A 15662-nucleotide genomic window follows, 5' to 3' on the forward strand; every position below is an offset into this window, starting at 1 on the left:
CGCGTGCTGCGCATGGAGGCGGAAAGCGAGCGAGTAGACTGCGACGGACCCGAGTTCGAGGTCAAGGCCGACGCGGCTCTATGCTTGTCGCTGCTCCTTCGCAAATTAGCGACGAACGCGACGAAATATGGTGCGCCTCAGCTGCCGACGGCCGGGTGGGAGTGAGCTGGCGTACCAACGGAAAGTGCTTCCGGCTGCATTGGCATGAACGAGGCGGTCCTCCGGCACCGCCTCCGGTTCGCAAAACTTTCGGCTGCAAGCTGATCGGCATGGGCGTTTGCGGCGCACGCAAAGCGGATCTCGACTGCCGCGCTGCTGCTCATCATCGCGCATGACCTCCGCTCTCGCGGCCGCCCGATTAGCACATCTCGCAGGCATAGCGCTGTCGCCAAGCGCGATAACCGCTGCCGCGCAGAAACCGGAACGCCTTGCGCTACTTAGGCATTCCCGCTTGATGGACGTGGTGAATATCCTGATCCGGCGCCTTCGCGAGATGGCGTCCGACTTCATCCGCCTGTTACCGCAGCTCTCCATTGCGATCGTCGTGCTCGTCGCGACTTACATCCTTGCGAAGTTCGCCCGCCGCATCGCCGAGCGGCTGCTCGCCAAAACCGATCTTCGCGGGACCCTTATCAACCTGGTGGAGACGCTGGTCGGCGTGCTCATTTGGGTGGTGGGGCTGCTCGTCACCGCCACCATCGTGTTCCCGGGGGTGACGCCCGCCAACATACTGGCCGTACTCGGCCTCGGCTCCGTCGCGGTCGGCTTTGCGTTCAAGGACATCTTCGAGAACTTCCTCGCGGGCGTGCTCATCATGCTGCGCAAGCAGATGCGGATAGGTGACGTGATTGCGTGCGAGGATGTGGAAGGCCGCGTCGAGATGATCTCGCTCCGCGACACGCACCTGCGACACCTGTCGGGCGAGCTGGTCGTCGTGCCCAACGCCTATCTGTTCAAGAACCCGGTTACCGTTATGACCCAGCGGCCGAAGCGACGCCACACCGTCGAGGTGGGCGTCGCGTACGATGTTGACCTCGATGCTGCGAAGGAGCGGATCACGGAGGCGGTGAAGGGATGCGCGAGCGTCGACGCTGATCAGCCAGCCGAGATCTTCGCCAAGTCGTTCGACGACAGCGCCATCACGTTTCTTGTCCGCTGGTGGGCGGGGTCCAAACCCGCGGAGGCGCACGCCAGCCGCGACGAGGTGGTGCGCGCGATCAAGCGGACGCTGGACGCAGCCGGGATCGAGATCCCCTACCCGTATCGCACGCTGACCTTCAAGGAGCCGCTAGCGATCGCCCGCGCTCGCACCGACGCGCCTGCAGACGAGGCGTCGTGACGGAAGCCAACGACCGCAAGGCGGCGAAGGTCCATGTCGACCTAGCGCACAGCGCCGGTAAGCTGGAGCAGAGCGCCGAGCAGCAGGCCGACAGCGCCGACCGCCGCACCGAGCTCGCCGCGGACCGCACGGTGCTGGCCGCCGAGCGGACCTATGCCGCCTGGGTCCGGACTGGCCTCGCCGCGCTCGCCGCAGGAATCGGCGCGCGCGCGTTGCTGCAGACGGTCGTACCCGACTGGCTGGTCGGCGCGACCGGTACCGTGCTGATCCTGTTCAGCGGCTTCTGCTTCGTGGCTGCGGTCTGGCGCCAAATGGGTCGGGTGGCGCCGCCCAAGCCCGACGCCCCACGCCTTCCCGCCTGGCTGCTGATCGCGGTCAACGCCTTCCTGCTGGTCGTCGCAGCAGCGGCCTTGATCGGCATCTGGCTCCCGTGACGACGCCGCAGGTCCTCTCGATCGCACTCCTTGCCGGCATGATGGCGCTCTTCGTGTGGGGCCGCTTCCGCTACGATGTCACCGCCATCCTGGCATTGCTTGCCGGACTGGCGCTCGGCTTGGTCGAGCCCAAGCGCGCGTTTACCGGCTTCTCCGACGATATCGTCATCATCGTCGGCTCGGCGCTGGTGATCTCGGCCGCGATCCAGCGGTCGGGGCTGATCGAGCGCGCGCTCGCCGTGATGACCCGGCGGGTCACGCGGGTGCGCTCGCACCTGCTGCTGCTCGCCGGCACCGTCGGCGTCGCGTCGGGGCTGGTCAAGAACGTCGGCGCGCTGGCGATGCTGATGCCCGCCGCCTTCCAGATCGCGAAGAAAGACAATGCGAGCCCATCGGTCTTCCTGATGCCCATGTCCTTCGCCTCGCTCCTCGGCGGCCTGACGACGCTCGTCGGCACCTCTCCCAACATCATCGTCAGCCGCGTGCGCGAGCAAATGACGGGCAGGCCCTTTACGATGTTCGACTATCTGCCGACCGGGATGGGGCTGCTGGTCGTCGGACTTCTGTTCCTTCGCTTCGGTTATCGCCTGCTCCCCCGCAATCGACGCGCGGCACCGACCATGGGCGAGGCGCTCAATATCGAAGGCTATGTGACGGAAGCACGGGTCGGCGCCGGTTCGGCGGCCGTTGGTGAGACGGTCGCCGCATTCGTCGAGCGCCACGACCATGAGGTTAGCGTGACCGGCGTCGACCGGGAGGACATGCATCTGTCGATCGCTCCGGGTCTCACGCTCCATGAAGGCGATACGCTGATCCTCGGTGGCGATCCTGCGGCGCTGGAGCGGGTGATCGCCGGCGACGGGCTGGAGCTCGCCGGACAGGATCGCGACGTCGGGGACGTAGAGGGCAAGGACACGGACCAGATCGGCGTGGTGGAGGCGGTGGTGACCACCGGCTCCGTCCTCGTCGGCCAGACCGCAGGCCGCATACTGCTCCAGCAGCGCTACGGCGTGAACCTGATCGCCATCTCGCGCGCTGGGCAGCGGCTGACCCGCAAGCTGAGCGACACGACGCTGCGGTCCGGCGACGTGATCGTGCTTCAGGGTCCGCTCGATCTCCTGCCTGAACGCATGCGCGATCTCGGCAGTTTGCCGCTTGCCGAGCGAGCGATCCGGCTCGGAAATTCGGGTCGAGGATGGCTACCTGTCGTCATCCTGGCGGCCGCCATGATCGCCACCGCAGCCGGTTACGTACCGGTGGCGGTCGCCTTCTTCGCCGCGGCGGGCCTCACCATGGCAGTGGGCGCGCTGCCGCTCCGCGACGCCTATGAGGGCGTCGAATGGCCCATCCTCATCATGCTCGGCGCGCTGATCCCGGTCAGCGACACGCTCCGCACCACCGGCGCCTCCGACGTGATCGCGACCAGTCTCGCGCATGTCGCGGCGAGGCTCCCACCCTGGGGTGCGGTCGCTCTGATCCTCGTGGCGGCGATGGCGGTGACGCCGTTCCTCAACAATGCCGCGACCGTGCTGGTGATGGCGCCGATTGCGGCCGTGTTTGCGCACGATCTGGGTTACCGGCCGGAGGCGTTCCTGATCGCCACCGCGATCGGCGCCGGCTGCGACTTCCTCACGCCGATCGGCCACCAGTGCAACACGCTAGTGTTCGGGCCAGGCGGATACCGCTTCGGCGACTATGCCCGTCTCGGCGCACCGCTGTCATTGCTGGTGGTGCTCGTCGGCACACCGCTGGTGATGTGGACCTGGCCGTTGCGCTGATAAATGAGCGCGTCGAGGTCTGACCGATAGCCGGGCATATGAGGCCACTCCTTGGCTGCTCGGACGCGGACGTTAGTTCAACTTGTTAGCTGAAAGGCACAGCATCTCGGGAGCGTTGTTCCCCCTGCGCCCGTTCTGCAGTTCTATAACTAGGCGCGGACACTCTAAATCTTACAATTGCTGCCCTACGGCACACACAAGATCGTGCTGTTCAATAAGCTTCTCGTGCACCACATCGAAGCTGCCCGCCGCTGGTTCACCTGACGTCCTAGCCGTGCATGCCGGAAATGTCGTTGGGGTAGAGATCAAAGGCATGACGCAGAGCGCAGTACTGACCCTTCTTCTCTGACCACGGGCGTGTAGCGACCGACGTGGTGATGACGACCAGACGCTTTCCCTTCAGGATGGGGCCGGGCTTCTGCTTCAGGTTGCTTGGCAGGAACCCTGTGCCGAGCACACGGTCGACAATCCCTTCATCATCGCTGGCGGCAGCCCGAACCAGATTTGGTAAGCGAGGACGAGGACGTTCGCCTGTCGCACCAAATCCAATTCCGCGAAGTCGTCGGCATGGAGGCGATAGGCCGGTCCCGAACACTAGTCGCTTTTCAGAACCGGGTCGAACCCATGCGAGTAGAGCTCATGGAGATTCCTATCCTGCCCGCTCGCGTGGACCGCTTCGCAGTAGGCTCGAGCGACCGAGCGGCAGAAGCTGGCGGGACTTGGATGGGCGACCACGACGTGATGTCAAACCTCGCGTCGGGGGAGCGATCGCGTGTTCGTCCAAAATCCTGCGCACGCCTTTGCCATCAGAGCACGACACGCGTGAGAGGCTGACCGAAGTCACCGTTTCAAGAGCCAGCGATCTTGATACTAAGACCCACAAGCGGTCGTGCAGGCCACCCCCGCCGCGCCCAAGGTCTGCCATTCGTTCATAACGGACTGGCGACCGCCTTCGAACGGTCCCGCGCCAGCCATCTGGCCAGGCTGTCCAGCGTCTGCTGCCCATATTCGACGGCGCCGAAGCCAATCACCGCGTCTCGACGCTCCCGGCTGGGGTGCAACTGGCGCAGCGTCAGCACCGTCTTGCCATCGGCCTGCACATCGAAGCTGACTGCCATTCGGAAGCGATCGGGATCGTCCGGCGATGGCGTGCCATAGTCCATGACGATGCGCTCGTTCGGGACGATCTCGAGGAAGCGCATCAGATTGCGGAAGCGTTGCGGCTTTCCCTCGAATGTGCCGACCATGTCGAAGCGCCACTGCCCGCCTTCGCGCAGATCAGCCTCATGCGTCTCGATGGCGAGCCCGTCAGGACCATACCACTGCGCCAGCGCATCGGGATCCATCCAGGCCGCGAAGACGCGCTCGCGCGGATGATCAAAAACCTGCACGACGACGACCTCGCGATCGTGCGGCCAAGGCGTGGGTATCGTCATGCGTTGTCCTTCTGTTGCCGATCGAGATAGGCTTCGAGCCGGTCCAGCCGGTCGACCCAGCGGCGGCGTTCGGCTTCCATCCACTCGGCGGCCTCGTCGAAGCGCGGCCTGACCAGCCTGCACCAGCGGCTCCGCCCGCGCTTCTCGCTGGCGATCAATCCCGAATCCTCGAGCACCTTGAGGTGCTGGGCGAAGGAGGGAAGCGCCATGTCGAACGGCTGGGCGAGAACGCTGACCGGCACCTCCCCCTGCGCGAGCCGCGACACCACCGCGCGGCGGGTCGGATCGCTGAGCGCATGAAAGGCAAGGTCCAGCGGAGTCGAATGATGGGGCATTCGCACATTTTGGCGCACGACCATCGCAGGTCAATAAAGAAAGGCACTTGCCTAACTGTGTATAGTCCAACACGAAGGCATGCGCCTTAGTGTTGGAGAAGGTAATCATGCGCGTACGGGTTGACCTGATGATATCGCTGGATGGCTTCGCGACGACGACCGACCAGACGCCGGACAACCCTTTCGGCCAGGACTGGTCGCGGCTGGTTGGCGCCTATGCCGCGACCCGCAGCTTTCGCGAACGCGTGCTGGGCGACGCAAACGGCGAGGGCACGACTGGCATCGACGATCGGTACGCCCGGGACTATTTCGACAATATCGGCGCCGAGATCATGGGCGCGGGCAAGTTCGGCCTGCATGCCTTTCCGGACGATCCGGACTGGCGCGGCTGGTGGGGCGACGAACCCCCGTTCCGTTGCCCGGTGTTCGTGCTCACTTATCGGCCGCGACCGCCGCTGAGCATGGCGGGCGGCACCAGCTTCACCTTCCTCAGCGCCACTCCGGCGGAGGCACTGGATCGCGCGCGTCAGGCGGCGAACGGCAAGGATGTGCGGATCGGCGGCGGGCCGACGATCGTGCGCGACTATTTGAAGGCCGGGCTTGTCGATCACCTCCACGTCGCGATAGCACCGATCCTGCTCGACCGCGGCGTTCGCCTGTGGGACGATCTGCGCGGACTGGAGGCGGGCTATACGGTCATGTCCGAGGTCGCGGAGAGCGGGACTCTCCACCTCACCTACCGGCGCTGAAGGCCGGCGCCCGCGCCCTCAAAAACCAAGGAGACACGCCGAGATGCGCAAGGATTTCGACCCCGCGACGGTTGGGCCGGATGAGCGCAGCGCAGCCAAGGCGCGGCTGTTCGATCCTGAAGCGGACGGGCCATGGCGCGGCAATCTCGAAGGCGCGACGCTGAGCACCCGCTGCACCCTGCTCGCTTATGGCAACGATAGTCCCGGGGCGGGGCCGCAGCTTCACGTTCATCCCTATGACGAGGTCTTCATCATCGTTGCGGGCAATGCGCGCTTCTTCGCCGGCGACGCGATTATCGATGCGACGGCGGGAGAGGTGGTGTTCGGGCCCGCCGGGGTACCCCACCGCTTCGAAAATCTGGGGCCCGGTCGCTTGCAAACAATCGACGTGCATCAGGGACCGCTCTGGCTGCAGGCCGACATCGCCGATGGTTAGTTCTTCGCTCCGATATGTCTCTCATCTTCGATTAGACCCACTATCGGCCATGCAGTGCAAACGTAGCGCTACTCGCAAGCGGTCGCTCGTTCATATTCAAGGGCTCTATCTGAACAGGAAGAGTTACCCGGCCCTACCGCCTTCCGTCGTGGACCTACGCGCCGATCTCCAGCGCTCGTCAGCTGATGAAGGCCGGGCCCGCGAAGCGCCCTTGCTCGTTGAGCTTCTCACAGCGACAAGGCGGAGACGGCATGAACACCATTGAGCGCGGCACGGGACGCACGCTGCTTCTGATCCACGGACTGGGCGGGAGTTGGCGATCGTGGAGCACCGTCTTGGACCCACTCAGCGCCTCGCGGAAGGTCATCGCGGTCGACCTTCCCGGCCATGGGGCTACGCCTGCCGAGTCCGACAGCGGGACGTTTGATGGTCTGGTCGGCAGCGTCGAGCGTTACATCGCGGAGGCTGGCTTGTCTGGCGTCGATGTTATCGGCAGCTCCATGGGCGCGCGGATTGTGCTTGAGCTCGCGCGGCGCGGACTCGTCGGCAACGTGGTCGCGCTTGATCCTGGCGGCTTCTGGCGAGGCTGGGAGCGGACCTTCTTCAGAACCACTATCGGCGCCTCCGGTCGCTTGCTGCGGGCCATCCGGCCAGCTCTGCCGGCGTTGAGCCGGAACGCAGCGTCGCGCACGGCGCTGCTCGCTCAGCTCTCCGCGCGTCCTTGGGCGCTTGACGGGGAGACCGTCGCGACCGAGCTGGAAGGTCTCAGTAGGACGCCGACGTTCGATGCGCTGGTCCGCAGCCTTGCCACGGGACCTGAGCAGTCAGGTCCCGCCGCTGCCGGCACCGGCCGGGTCGTCATCGGGTGGGGCAGGCACGACCGGCTCTGCCTTCCGAGACAGGCGGCGCGCGCGCAGGCAGCCTTTCCCGGCGCCGAGCTCAACTGGTTCGAGGGCAGCGGGCACTTTCCGATGTGGGACGCGCCGGAGGAGACAGTCGCCGTCATTCTCGACGCGACGAGGTGATGCTCCACCCGCTGGACGGCTTGGTTGACCCACATGCGTACGCTCAGAGATTTCGGGTTGCTGCCCGAAACCAGCCGCTCGTTCAGCGTCACCGCCGTCCTATCAACTACACTTCCGAACCACCGGTTTACCGCGCCTGCGTACGTTAGATTGGCGCATCGGATTCGATGGAGATGATCGATGGGTCACTCGGCGATGGATCTCGCCTTCCACGAGCTCCGGCCCTGGAACGAGGGCCGGCTGATCGGCGCAAAGCGGGCGCTAAAACAGCAACAGGTCTGGGCCATTCGCTTCTGGCTCGACCAGCATAGACGACTGCGCAACCGAGCGCTGTTTGACTTCGCCATCGACAGCAAGCTGCGCGGCTGTGATGTGGTCAGGGTACGGATCGGCGATGTAGTTTCCGGCGGGCGCATTCGTGACCGCGCCGTCATGTTCAGCAGAAGACCAGACGACCGGTTCAGTTTGAGCTGATGGACACGGCACGAAAGACGATGCGGGCTTGGTTGGAGCGACGCGGCGGAACGCTGAATGACTTCGTCTTCCCGCGCCGAAACGACTACATGGCTCACATGAGCACGCGACAATATGCCCGGCTCGTGCACGAGTGGGTGGCCGGCATCGGCCTTCCGGCTCAGGATTACGGGACGCACTCGCTTCGGCGCACGAAAGCATCGATCATCTACAAGGCGACTCGCAACCTTCGGGCCGTTCAGATCCTCCTCGGCCATGCCAAGATCGATAGCACAGGGCGCTACCTGGGCGTTGACGTGGAGGACGCTCTGGAACTTGCCGAACGCACTGACGTCTGAGCGATGCGAGTTCCCTCCAGTAGAAAGGATGTAATCGGCGTCGACATGCACTAAGTAGGTAAGACCGCTGGCATTCACTCGTAAGCGCCGTCACTGTGAGACTAACCGCGCTCCCGCTTACATGCCGGAGCTGTCTTATGGATCTCAATCATCTCTTCGCTTGCCATCAGGTCTCGCTCATGCGCGCAGACGCTGCGGTCTGTTCGCTTAGCCGTCGTCATCATCTCGGCATGGCGAGTGCTTTCGCGGGTCGCATTGACGCCCTACGACAACGGTCTGGAGCGGAAGGTCGCATGCTTCCGGTCACTCCGGCGGAATCGCCGTGATTCCACCAGCGGTCGCAACTGATGAAACCGTCAAAATGTGCCCAGCCGCGTGCCGCTTTCGCACCGCCTCGGCCGTTAGAGCGGCACCGAAGTTGATTACACGTCAGGCCACAGCCGCACGTCTCGTCTTCTTTCTGTTAGACGGAGATGGGCGCGAACATTCCTTGACGGAAGCCATCCTGATCTGAACGGTCGCTCAGTAGATGTAGCGGGCTCAAGTGTAGATTAATTGCGATTAATTGAGAAGGTGATTGCAGCCACCGCGCGCCCGTACTTGATGCTTACCCGTCGCCCAGAAGCCAAGACGAAATTCGTATCAAGCCATCAAACGATTCATCGTTTCGATTACGCGTCGGTGGTTCAATGGCTTAGGCAGAAACACGGCGCCGTTAGGTAGGTCAGCTTGCACAGGAGCTACGCCCGCAGTGGTCACGATGATCTTGATCGGCGGCCAACGTCGCCGGACGGCAGCGGCGAGTTTGAGCCCATCCATCGCACCCGGCATGTCGATGTCCGTGAGGACGAGGCGCACATCCGTCCGTTTTTCCAGCAGCGCAATGGCGTGATCGGCGTCGTGCGCCTCCAGCACTTCGAAGCCGGCCTCCTCTGCTATGTCGATCATATCCAACCGTTGAAGTGGCTCGTCCTCAACTATCAGCACGATTACACTTCCGCCCACGTCGCCTCGACCGATAATCATGCCTGCTCCACCTGGGATAGCGACGCGCGAAAGCAGGCCTTCAAACCAGTCTGATCATAGCGAACGGTGGAGCCGCCGGTTCCTACAAGACCAAGGCGGACAAGCCGCGACCCAAATCCCTTCCGGGTCGACGCAACGGTCGGCGGTCCACCACGTTCAGTCCATTCGAGTATCAGCTCTCCATCGTCGTCTACGCCGTCCACTCGCCACTCTATCGAAACGCGTCCCTTCTCGCTCGACAAAGCGCCATACTTCATTGCATTGGTCGCGAGTTCGTGGATCAGCAAGGACGTACTCATTGACGCCCTGCTCCCCATAGCAATCTCGGGTCCGGAGATGTCGCATCGGCCACGCACGCCGACGCTGTCCAGCACACCGGCGAGAACATCGGTGAGGACGGCTGCCTTCCACCTTCCCATTGTGAGCGCGTCGTGTGCGGCACCGAGCGACTGCAATCGAGCGGCGAATGCCTCCAAACCCGCCGACGACGCATCGCCGCGCAAGGTTTGAAGTGCGATCGCCTGTGTCATCGCAAGCGAGTTCTTCAATCGGTGGGCGATCTCCTTGTTGACGACGTCCTGCCGCTCTTCTTCCCGGCGACGCGCAATCGCTGTTTCCAACCGATCAGCGGCGTTTCGTAGAAAAGCGACCTCGTCCTCCGTCCAAGCGTATGGCTCCTCGCGATGAACGATCAGCACAATGGTCGTTCGCCCCTCAACCTTGACAGGTATGTTGACGACCGCTCGCGCCTTTAGTGCCCGCCAGTCCGCTGCTGCGTCGGCCGTTCGCGGGTCGGTCTCGACGTCTTCGATGATCAATGTTTCGCCCTGCACGAGTTTCTCGCGGATGCGACCATAGTCTTCGAAGCGGTAGCTGCCGCCGATCGGTGGCATACTGGGCAATGCCCAGCCGGCGTCCACCGCTATACGCTCTCGGTTGTGATCGAATTCACCGATCGTCGCGCGCGATGCGTCGACAGCGACGCCAATCACTTCAGCCGCCTTAGCCAGCATGTCTGCTGTACCGAGACTATCGCGGATCATGTCACCCAGGACGAGCAGCGCATCTCGCCGTCGGACTGCCTCGACGCGAGCAGTGGTCTCGTGGAAGATGACCGTGAAATCGTCGCCCCCGACCCACTGTGCCGTTCCGTCATACCATCGATTGGAGGAGCCCACTCGACTGGTGAAGCGGGCGGGATTGTGCGTATCTACCACACGCGCCAATCCTGTTACCCACTCCTCCTCTATTTCGGGAATGACCTCCCGGATCGTGCGCCCACGCACGAAGTCAGCGTCGATGCCAACTAGGCTTCCCCAAGCCTTGTTCACATCCTCGTAGCGCCAGTCGTAAATGACGCCGTTCTTGTCGCGCAATGCGCGGGCGTAGATGAAGCCCTGATCCATGTTCCGGTAAAGCTGTCGCCAGCGACCTTCGGATACGGACAAGGCTGCGTCAGCACCACTTTGCGCGGCGAGGAGCTCTCGTAGGTCCATGGAGTCGCGTCGCGCCTCCAGCAACAGCACCGCTTGTCGGGCGAGGCGCTCCAACGAGGTGCGCTGTCGCAGCGTCAGCCCCTCGGGCCTTGGTACCGTATCGATAACGCATAACGCTCCGACCACGCCGAAGCAGGTCGCCAGCGGCGCACCCGCGTAGAACCGGATGCCCGGCTTGCCGGTGACCAACGGATTGTCGCGGGTGCGTTCGTCTTTGGTCAGGTCCGGGATGACGATCGTCGTGGCTTCGCGAACAACATGACGACAGACGGAGCTATCGAGACCCGTTTGCCGCGGTTCGAAGCCAACTTTTGCCTTGAACCACTGTCGGTCGGAGTCGAGCAGCGAAACGAGTGCTGTGGGCACATCGCAGATTTCGGACGCAAGAGCGGTCAGATCATCGAATCCCTGCTCTGGCGCGGTGTCCAATATTGCGTAGCGCAGCACGGCGCCGCTATCCGTCTCGTCCACCATCAGGTCGGCTTGCCGGAATCGCTGGGGCCGCACAACATCCATGACCGTCAGACAACCGCAACCGTTGGCACATGCGGGAAACATCGGCGATTGATCGATCAAGTCCCGCTGCCAGTTGCTCCATTGTCTCGCCGCTCAAACATCGGCTGCGTAGCTCGGTAATGCATGTCTGCGTCCAGCGCCGCGTGTTATTCACCGCCTTGCCCTTGCTCGGTTCGCTCCTTGGCCGCCGATGCCAGTGCCCACTCGTCGTACCGCTCGGCGAGCGCGCGGTGGGCATATTGTAGCGCAGGATCGGTCGCGGCACGCCCGACCGCCCGGCACTGGGCGGCGCGTAAGGCGAAATACTCGGCTTCCGTCTCATCTATCATGCCTGCCTCCGACGAGCGGGAGCGCAGGGCTCTCAGTCACACGATGCTCAAGAGGTCGGTGCGATCGACCTAATATGGTGACGCTTCCGTCGGACGCTTGCTATTTTTGTTAAGGCCGCCTGCGCGCAGGCGGTCGTGCCAGGGTTGCCGCTGAGAAGGTTGATCAGATCGCCTGCACGCTCACGCGCACCTGCATGTCAGCACGATCGTCTGCCTCCCCGATGTAGCCGCCGCTGATCGGCATGATCTGGTCGTTTGCGCGGCCTACAGCCACAGGGATAAGGTTTGCCGACCCAATCCGACGATGCGTGGGGTCGAACGCGATCCATCCGGCAAGCGGCAGATAGACCTCGGCCCAGGCGTGCGTTGAGCCGGGAGCATCGCAGGGGGTGTCAGGGTCGTAGAGGTAGCCTGAAACGGCCCGAGCGCCGAAGCCCAGTCGGCGGGCCGCCTCGATGAACAGCGCGGCCAGGTCGCGGCAGGATCCGCTTGCCAGTGACAGCGTTGCGAGCGGCGTCTGCGTGCCTTCCTCGTCACGGGTGCGGTAAGTGGCCGCAGCGGCTACGCCGGCGTTCAGGTCAATCAGCAGCGACAGTGTGTCGGTGGGCGATGCACGGACAAAGGTGCGCACCCACGTGTCGAGCCGAACCTCTTCATCGACGCGCTGAGGCTGCAGGAGCGCGCCCAGATCAGCGATCTCATTGTCAGAATAGCGGAATGGATAGGAGTGAGCTCCGGGCGCGATACTGAAGACCGGCCAGGTCGGCGCACACTGCTCGACCATAATACCGGCGGAGATCGACAGTTCGTCGGTTGTGGCCGCGAAGGTAGCGGTCGCGATCAGATTGCCGAATACATCCTGTGCCCACTCGACCTTTGCCTCCGGCGCGAGCTTTAATGACTGCGTCAGAACGCGTAGCTCGTGCGTTCCGCGCGGTACGAGCACCAGTCGATGCGCTTGCAGCGTGACGGATCGCCGGTAGCGATAGATCGTATCGTGCTGGATCCTCAGCTTCATGCCGCTACCGCATCAGCCCGGCCGCACGAAGCGCGTCTTCGATGATCTTGCCCACAGCGCTGGCGCCCGGGATCGCTGCAACATCGGAAGGTGTCGCTCGGGAATGCGACGGCTCGTCCAATCCCTTCGGTGAAGCTGCAAGTTCGGACACCCGTGAGCCACCTTCCCGTTCAGCAGGTCGGGCTGTCGTGAGCGCCGTATCCGTCGGAGCCAAGCCCCAGAAGCGGCAAACGTGGCGCGTGGAGGAGATGCTCGCCTCCAGCATGTAGGCGCCGGCCTTACCGCAGCCATCGACGCCTGTTGTGTCGAGCGGAGTGCCGTGCGCCATTCCGGTGACGCTGTACTCCTCGATGACCTCGCGCCCGGCGCCATCGCTCCACACGCGCCTGGGATACCCATCAACGACATCTAGTCGGCTGTGGCCTTGATCAACTCCGTGAAGCGGGCGCCATTGGCTGAGGATCGCTTCGGCATTGACCGGATTGACGGTCGCATCTCCGCTGCCGTGCCAGACCGAGATGGTTGGCCAAGGGCCGTGATGGTCCGACGCGTTACGGACCAGAGATGCCAGCTCGGCTGGGTTGGGACCGCCCGTTCCCCGCATTCGATCGAACGCCTGCGGCACCGTGCTGGCCGAGCCGTACGGAAGACCGGCGATGATAGCGCCGCCGGCGAACACTTCGGGGTAGGTCGCCAACATGACCGACGACATCGCTCCGCCAGCGGATAGGCCGGTGACGAAGATCCGCGCCGGATCGATGCCGTGTCTGCCAGCGACCGCCTCGATCATCTCGCGAATGGACAGCGCTTCCCCGGATCCACGCCGGTTATCCTCGGGCGAGAACCAGTTGAAACACAGGTTGGGGTTGTTCTTCCGCTGCTGCTCAGGGAAGAGCAGAGCAAATCCATGGCGATCGGCCATCTCCGACCAGCCAGCGCCGGTGTCGTAGCCAGCCGCTGTCTGAGTGCAGCCATGAAGCACTACCACCAGGGCCGCTCCCGCACCGAGCGATGCCGGGATGTAGGTGTACGCTTGTAGCGCGCCGGGGTTCGAGCCGAACGCATCAAGTCTCGTGAGCCGACTGGTGCTGCCCGCTGTGCCGCCGCGCGTGTCTGCGGAGCGCAGCGCTGAAAGTCGGGTGATCGTGTCGGAGAGCTTCCGCATAAGCAGCGTCCTTGGTGGTGAGCCTGCACAGGCGTGGCCATGACCATGTTGCTGCACTGCACAATAGATGGGGTGCAATCCGTCTGCCGCAAGCGGATGCAGGAGCTTATCTCTGACGATACCGCCGAGGGGGTTATTCCAAGCCCGAGCACACCCTACATGTGGATGGCTGACGTCGCCTGCGACGGATATCGGGCCGCTCTGGCTCCCCTTTGTCCCTTTCTAGCTTCTCGACGCCGGGATGCGCATCGTTGGCGCATGCCCGACACATTGGACGAAGGATTACCCATGATCACCGGAACCGTTAAATTCTTCAATGCCAGCAAGGGCTATGGCTTCATCTCGCCGGAGACCGGCGGGGAAGATGCCTTTGTTCACGTGACCGCCGTCGAGCGGGCAGGCATGCACACGCTCGATAAGGACCAGCGCGTCACCTACGAGCTGGAGACCGACAAGCGCGGCAAGACCTCTGCCGTGAACCTTCAAGCCGCCTGAACTTCGGTCGGCGGAGGTGGACGCCACCTCCGCCTCGTTCCTCAGTTCAGGAGGCGGCAATGTCGTCCACGCACCTTTACCGACTCCAGGCCGCCGAGCAGCAGCTCGCCGCCGAAGCCGCCGTTCTGGAAAATGTGCGCGAGCGCTGCCAGCGCGCCTCTCACGCTTGGACCGTCCTTGCCGATCGGAACGACCGCGCCGATGAGGCCCGAGCGCAAATTCGCTCAGAAAAGCTCCTTGATGGACTAAGTGAGAACCCTGATCGCGGTCGAGCAGCCCGTTGATTGTACTCGGGGAACGTACGCTGGCCTGTTCTGGACAGGCCTGGTTTGCGGCTGATTTGCCAGAGGTGAGATTCTGACCCGGTCGGCATCAGGCGCGAGCGCGTCCTCAGACCGGTCAATTGAAACGTGGGGCACATACGTCGATTCCGCCACGATCCCTGGTGGCGGACAGCTCCACTTGCGGCAGTGGAATCAACACTTCGAGATCATGTTCGGCGAAGAGCAGCTGATGGGAAGCTGGGCATTCCGATCCGAGCAGGAGTTGGCAACGCTGGTCGCCAAGCGGGTGGGTGCTTGCGCCGATCGCATCCTCATTGGCGGGCTGGGCATGGGGTTCACCCTTGCAGCCGCGCGCGTGGCTTTCCCGGTTGCTGCGCAAATTGAGGTGGCTGAATTGGTGCCAACCGTTGTTGAGTGGGCTCAAGGTCCACTTGCTCACTTGTTCGACGGCTCTCTGTCTGATCCGCGGGTTACGATCACCGTCGGCGACGTTCATGACGTGATCATAGAGCGAGAGAGTCGCTTTGACGCGATCCTCCTGGATGTCGACAACGGACCTGATGGCCTGATCAGCTGTGCCAACGAGCGGCTGTACTGCCCCTGGGGGTTGCGGGCAGCTCATGCGGCCTTGAAGCCGGGCGGCGTCTTGGCTGTCTGGTCTGCGTACGCCGATGATGATTTTACCGTGCGGCTGCGCACCGCTGGCTTCGTGGTGGAGCAGGTCAGCGTCGACGGGGGCGAGCAGATCGAAAGTCCGCCGCACATTCTGTGGTTGGCAGCAAAGGCAGCTTAGCCACCTTCCAAGTGCCGCGCAGCATGGGCAGAAAGCGTCTGCTTAGTCCACCTGCCCGGCCGCAGCGAACGATCGGTTGCCGGTCAATCAGCGAAGCGGACCGTCAATCTTTAACCCTGAATGACGGCCTGCCTTGCTGCTAGCTGCGCGGAAAAGCAGACAGAGCGCCTTCCACTCATCACCGCCGTTCGCGGCG

The 15662-nt window shown here is 63.5% G+C and carries 17 protein-coding genes and 1 pseudogene; 9 read left to right on the plus strand and 9 right to left on the minus strand.

All coding sequences use genetic code 11. The features are described 5' to 3' along the window. The first annotated feature begins 454 nt into the window (after nt 1-454). From CRO12_RS01175 to CRO12_RS01185, 3 genes are read left to right on the plus strand one after another with little or no spacing between them, the layout of a single operon-like run. On the plus strand, nt 455-1339 hold the full coding sequence (locus CRO12_RS01175) for a mechanosensitive ion channel family protein (RefSeq protein WP_097062205.1): 885 nt from the start codon (nt 455-457) through the stop codon (nt 1337-1339). Further along, nucleotides 1336-1773 carry a DUF202 domain-containing protein gene (locus CRO12_RS01180; protein ID WP_218838839.1) on the plus strand — a complete coding sequence of 146 codons (438 nt, stop codon included), beginning with the start codon at nt 1336-1338 and terminating at the stop codon, nt 1771-1773. Before CRO12_RS01175 ends, CRO12_RS01180 begins: the two co-directional genes overlap by 4 nt. Next, on the plus strand, nt 1770-3551 hold the full coding sequence (locus CRO12_RS01185) for an SLC13 family permease (RefSeq protein ID WP_097062206.1): 1782 nt from the start codon (nt 1770-1772) through the stop codon (nt 3549-3551). The genes CRO12_RS01180 and CRO12_RS01185 overlap by 4 nt, the downstream gene beginning before the upstream one ends. Nucleotides 3552-4145: 594 nt before the next feature. On the opposite strand, the gene CRO12_RS18510 is transcribed toward CRO12_RS01185, so the two are convergent. The 3 genes from CRO12_RS18510 to CRO12_RS01200 form a co-directional block, all read right to left on the minus strand. Then, entirely contained in the window at nt 4146-4286 is a 141-nt protein-coding gene (locus CRO12_RS18510; RefSeq protein ID WP_097062207.1) for an NAD(P)H-dependent oxidoreductase, read from the minus strand. A 194-nt stretch (nt 4287-4480) separates the two neighbouring features. Beyond that, nucleotides 4481-4987 (minus strand): SRPBCC family protein, encoded by a 507-nt coding sequence (locus tag CRO12_RS01195; RefSeq protein ID WP_097062208.1) that lies wholly within the window; start codon nt 4985-4987, stop codon nt 4481-4483. Continuing rightward, the gene (locus tag CRO12_RS01200) at nt 4984-5322 is read right to left on the minus strand and encodes an ArsR/SmtB family transcription factor (RefSeq protein WP_097063266.1); all 339 of its coding nucleotides are present in this window, start codon (nt 5320-5322) and stop codon (nt 4984-4986) included. Before CRO12_RS01200 ends, CRO12_RS01195 begins: the two co-directional genes overlap by 4 nt. A gap of 107 nt (nt 5323-5429) precedes the next feature. Here CRO12_RS01200 and CRO12_RS01205 point away from each other — a divergent pair, with 107 nt between their 5' ends. The 4 genes and pseudogenes from CRO12_RS01205 to CRO12_RS01220 all read left to right on the plus strand — a co-directional run bounded on the left by CRO12_RS01205 (nt 5430) and on the right by CRO12_RS01220 (nt 8344). Beyond that, entirely contained in the window at nt 5430-6071 is a 642-nt protein-coding gene (locus CRO12_RS01205) for a dihydrofolate reductase family protein (RefSeq protein WP_097062209.1), read from the plus strand. A 43-nt stretch (nt 6072-6114) separates the two neighbouring features. Further along, nucleotides 6115-6507, plus strand: a complete 393-nt coding sequence (locus tag CRO12_RS01210) for a cupin domain-containing protein (RefSeq protein WP_097062210.1) — start codon at nt 6115-6117, stop codon at nt 6505-6507. A gap of 251 nt (nt 6508-6758) precedes the next feature. Continuing rightward, the gene (locus CRO12_RS01215; RefSeq protein ID WP_097062211.1) at nt 6759-7532 is read left to right on the plus strand and encodes an alpha/beta fold hydrolase; all 774 of its coding nucleotides are present in this window, start codon (nt 6759-6761) and stop codon (nt 7530-7532) included. Nucleotides 7533-7712: 180 nt separating this feature from the next. Next, nucleotides 7713-8344, plus strand: a pseudogene (locus tag CRO12_RS01220) (tyrosine-type recombinase/integrase). A gap of 642 nt (nt 8345-8986) precedes the next feature. Here the strand turns inward: CRO12_RS01220 and CRO12_RS01225 are convergent. The 5 genes from CRO12_RS01225 to CRO12_RS01245 form a co-directional block, all read right to left on the minus strand. Further along, entirely contained in the window at nt 8987-9370 is a 384-nt protein-coding gene (locus tag CRO12_RS01225) for a response regulator (protein ID WP_097062212.1), read from the minus strand. Next, a complete protein-coding gene (locus CRO12_RS01230) occupies nt 9367-11442 on the minus strand; it encodes a GAF domain-containing protein (protein ID WP_245858101.1) in 2076 nt (691 codons plus the stop codon). The genes CRO12_RS01225 and CRO12_RS01230 overlap by 4 nt, the downstream gene beginning before the upstream one ends. Nucleotides 11443-11528: 86 nt before the next feature. Next, nucleotides 11529-11711, minus strand: a complete 183-nt coding sequence (locus tag CRO12_RS01235) for a hypothetical protein (RefSeq protein WP_097062213.1) — start codon at nt 11709-11711, stop codon at nt 11529-11531. Nucleotides 11712-11874: 163 nt separating this feature from the next. Beyond that, the gene (locus tag CRO12_RS01240; RefSeq protein ID WP_097062214.1) at nt 11875-12729 is read right to left on the minus strand and encodes a transglutaminase family protein; all 855 of its coding nucleotides are present in this window, start codon (nt 12727-12729) and stop codon (nt 11875-11877) included. A 4-nt stretch (nt 12730-12733) separates the two neighbouring features. Then, nucleotides 12734-13894, minus strand: coding sequence for an extracellular catalytic domain type 1 short-chain-length polyhydroxyalkanoate depolymerase (locus CRO12_RS01245; protein ID WP_097062215.1), 1161 nt, complete (start codon nt 13892-13894; stop codon nt 12734-12736). 288 nt (nt 13895-14182) lie between these two features. Between CRO12_RS01245 and CRO12_RS01250 the strand changes: the two genes are divergently transcribed. Next, nucleotides 14183-14389, plus strand: coding sequence for a cold-shock protein (locus CRO12_RS01250; protein ID WP_097062216.1), 207 nt, complete (start codon nt 14183-14185; stop codon nt 14387-14389). A gap of 41 nt (nt 14390-14430) precedes the next feature. Here CRO12_RS01250 and CRO12_RS18430 read toward each other — a convergent pair whose 3' ends face one another. Next, entirely contained in the window at nt 14431-14553 is a 123-nt protein-coding gene (locus tag CRO12_RS18430) for a hypothetical protein (protein WP_281253366.1), read from the minus strand. Between the two features lie 298 nt (nt 14554-14851). Between CRO12_RS18430 and CRO12_RS01255 the strand changes: the two genes are divergently transcribed. After that, a complete protein-coding gene (locus tag CRO12_RS01255; protein ID WP_245858103.1) occupies nt 14852-15466 on the plus strand; it encodes a spermidine synthase in 615 nt (204 codons plus the stop codon). The last annotated feature ends 196 nt before the right edge of the window (nt 15467-15662 follow it).

Origin of the sequence: Sphingomonas guangdongensis, assembly GCF_900199185.1 — a bacterium.
GTDB classification, from domain to species: Bacteria; Pseudomonadota; Alphaproteobacteria; order Sphingomonadales; family Sphingomonadaceae; genus Sphingomonas; species Sphingomonas guangdongensis.

Excerpts from the sequence above, each read along its gene's own strand:
- CRO12_RS01175 (WP_097062205.1), top strand. The coding sequence starts at position 455 with ATGGACGTGGTGAATATCCTGATCCGGCGCCTTCGCGAGATGGCGTCC.
- CRO12_RS01195 (WP_097062208.1), bottom strand. The coding sequence starts at position 4,987 with ATGACGATACCCACGCCTTGGCCGCACGATCGCGAGGTCGTCGTCGTG.
- CRO12_RS01200 (WP_097063266.1), bottom strand. The coding sequence starts at position 5,322 with ATGCCCCATCATTCGACTCCGCTGGACCTTGCCTTTCATGCGCTCAGC.
- CRO12_RS01205 (WP_097062209.1), top strand. The coding sequence starts at position 5,430 with ATGCGCGTACGGGTTGACCTGATGATATCGCTGGATGGCTTCGCGACG.
- CRO12_RS01210 (WP_097062210.1), top strand. The coding sequence starts at position 6,115 with ATGCGCAAGGATTTCGACCCCGCGACGGTTGGGCCGGATGAGCGCAGC.
- CRO12_RS01215 (WP_097062211.1), top strand. The coding sequence starts at position 6,759 with ATGAACACCATTGAGCGCGGCACGGGACGCACGCTGCTTCTGATCCAC.
- CRO12_RS01225 (WP_097062212.1), bottom strand. The coding sequence starts at position 9,370 with ATGATTATCGGTCGAGGCGACGTGGGCGGAAGTGTAATCGTGCTGATA.
- CRO12_RS01235 (WP_097062213.1), bottom strand. The coding sequence starts at position 11,711 with ATGATAGATGAGACGGAAGCCGAGTATTTCGCCTTACGCGCCGCCCAG.
- CRO12_RS01240 (WP_097062214.1), bottom strand. The coding sequence starts at position 12,729 with ATGAAGCTGAGGATCCAGCACGATACGATCTATCGCTACCGGCGATCC.
- CRO12_RS01245 (WP_097062215.1), bottom strand. The coding sequence starts at position 13,894 with ATGCGGAAGCTCTCCGACACGATCACCCGACTTTCAGCGCTGCGCTCC.
- CRO12_RS01250 (WP_097062216.1), top strand. The coding sequence starts at position 14,183 with ATGATCACCGGAACCGTTAAATTCTTCAATGCCAGCAAGGGCTATGGC.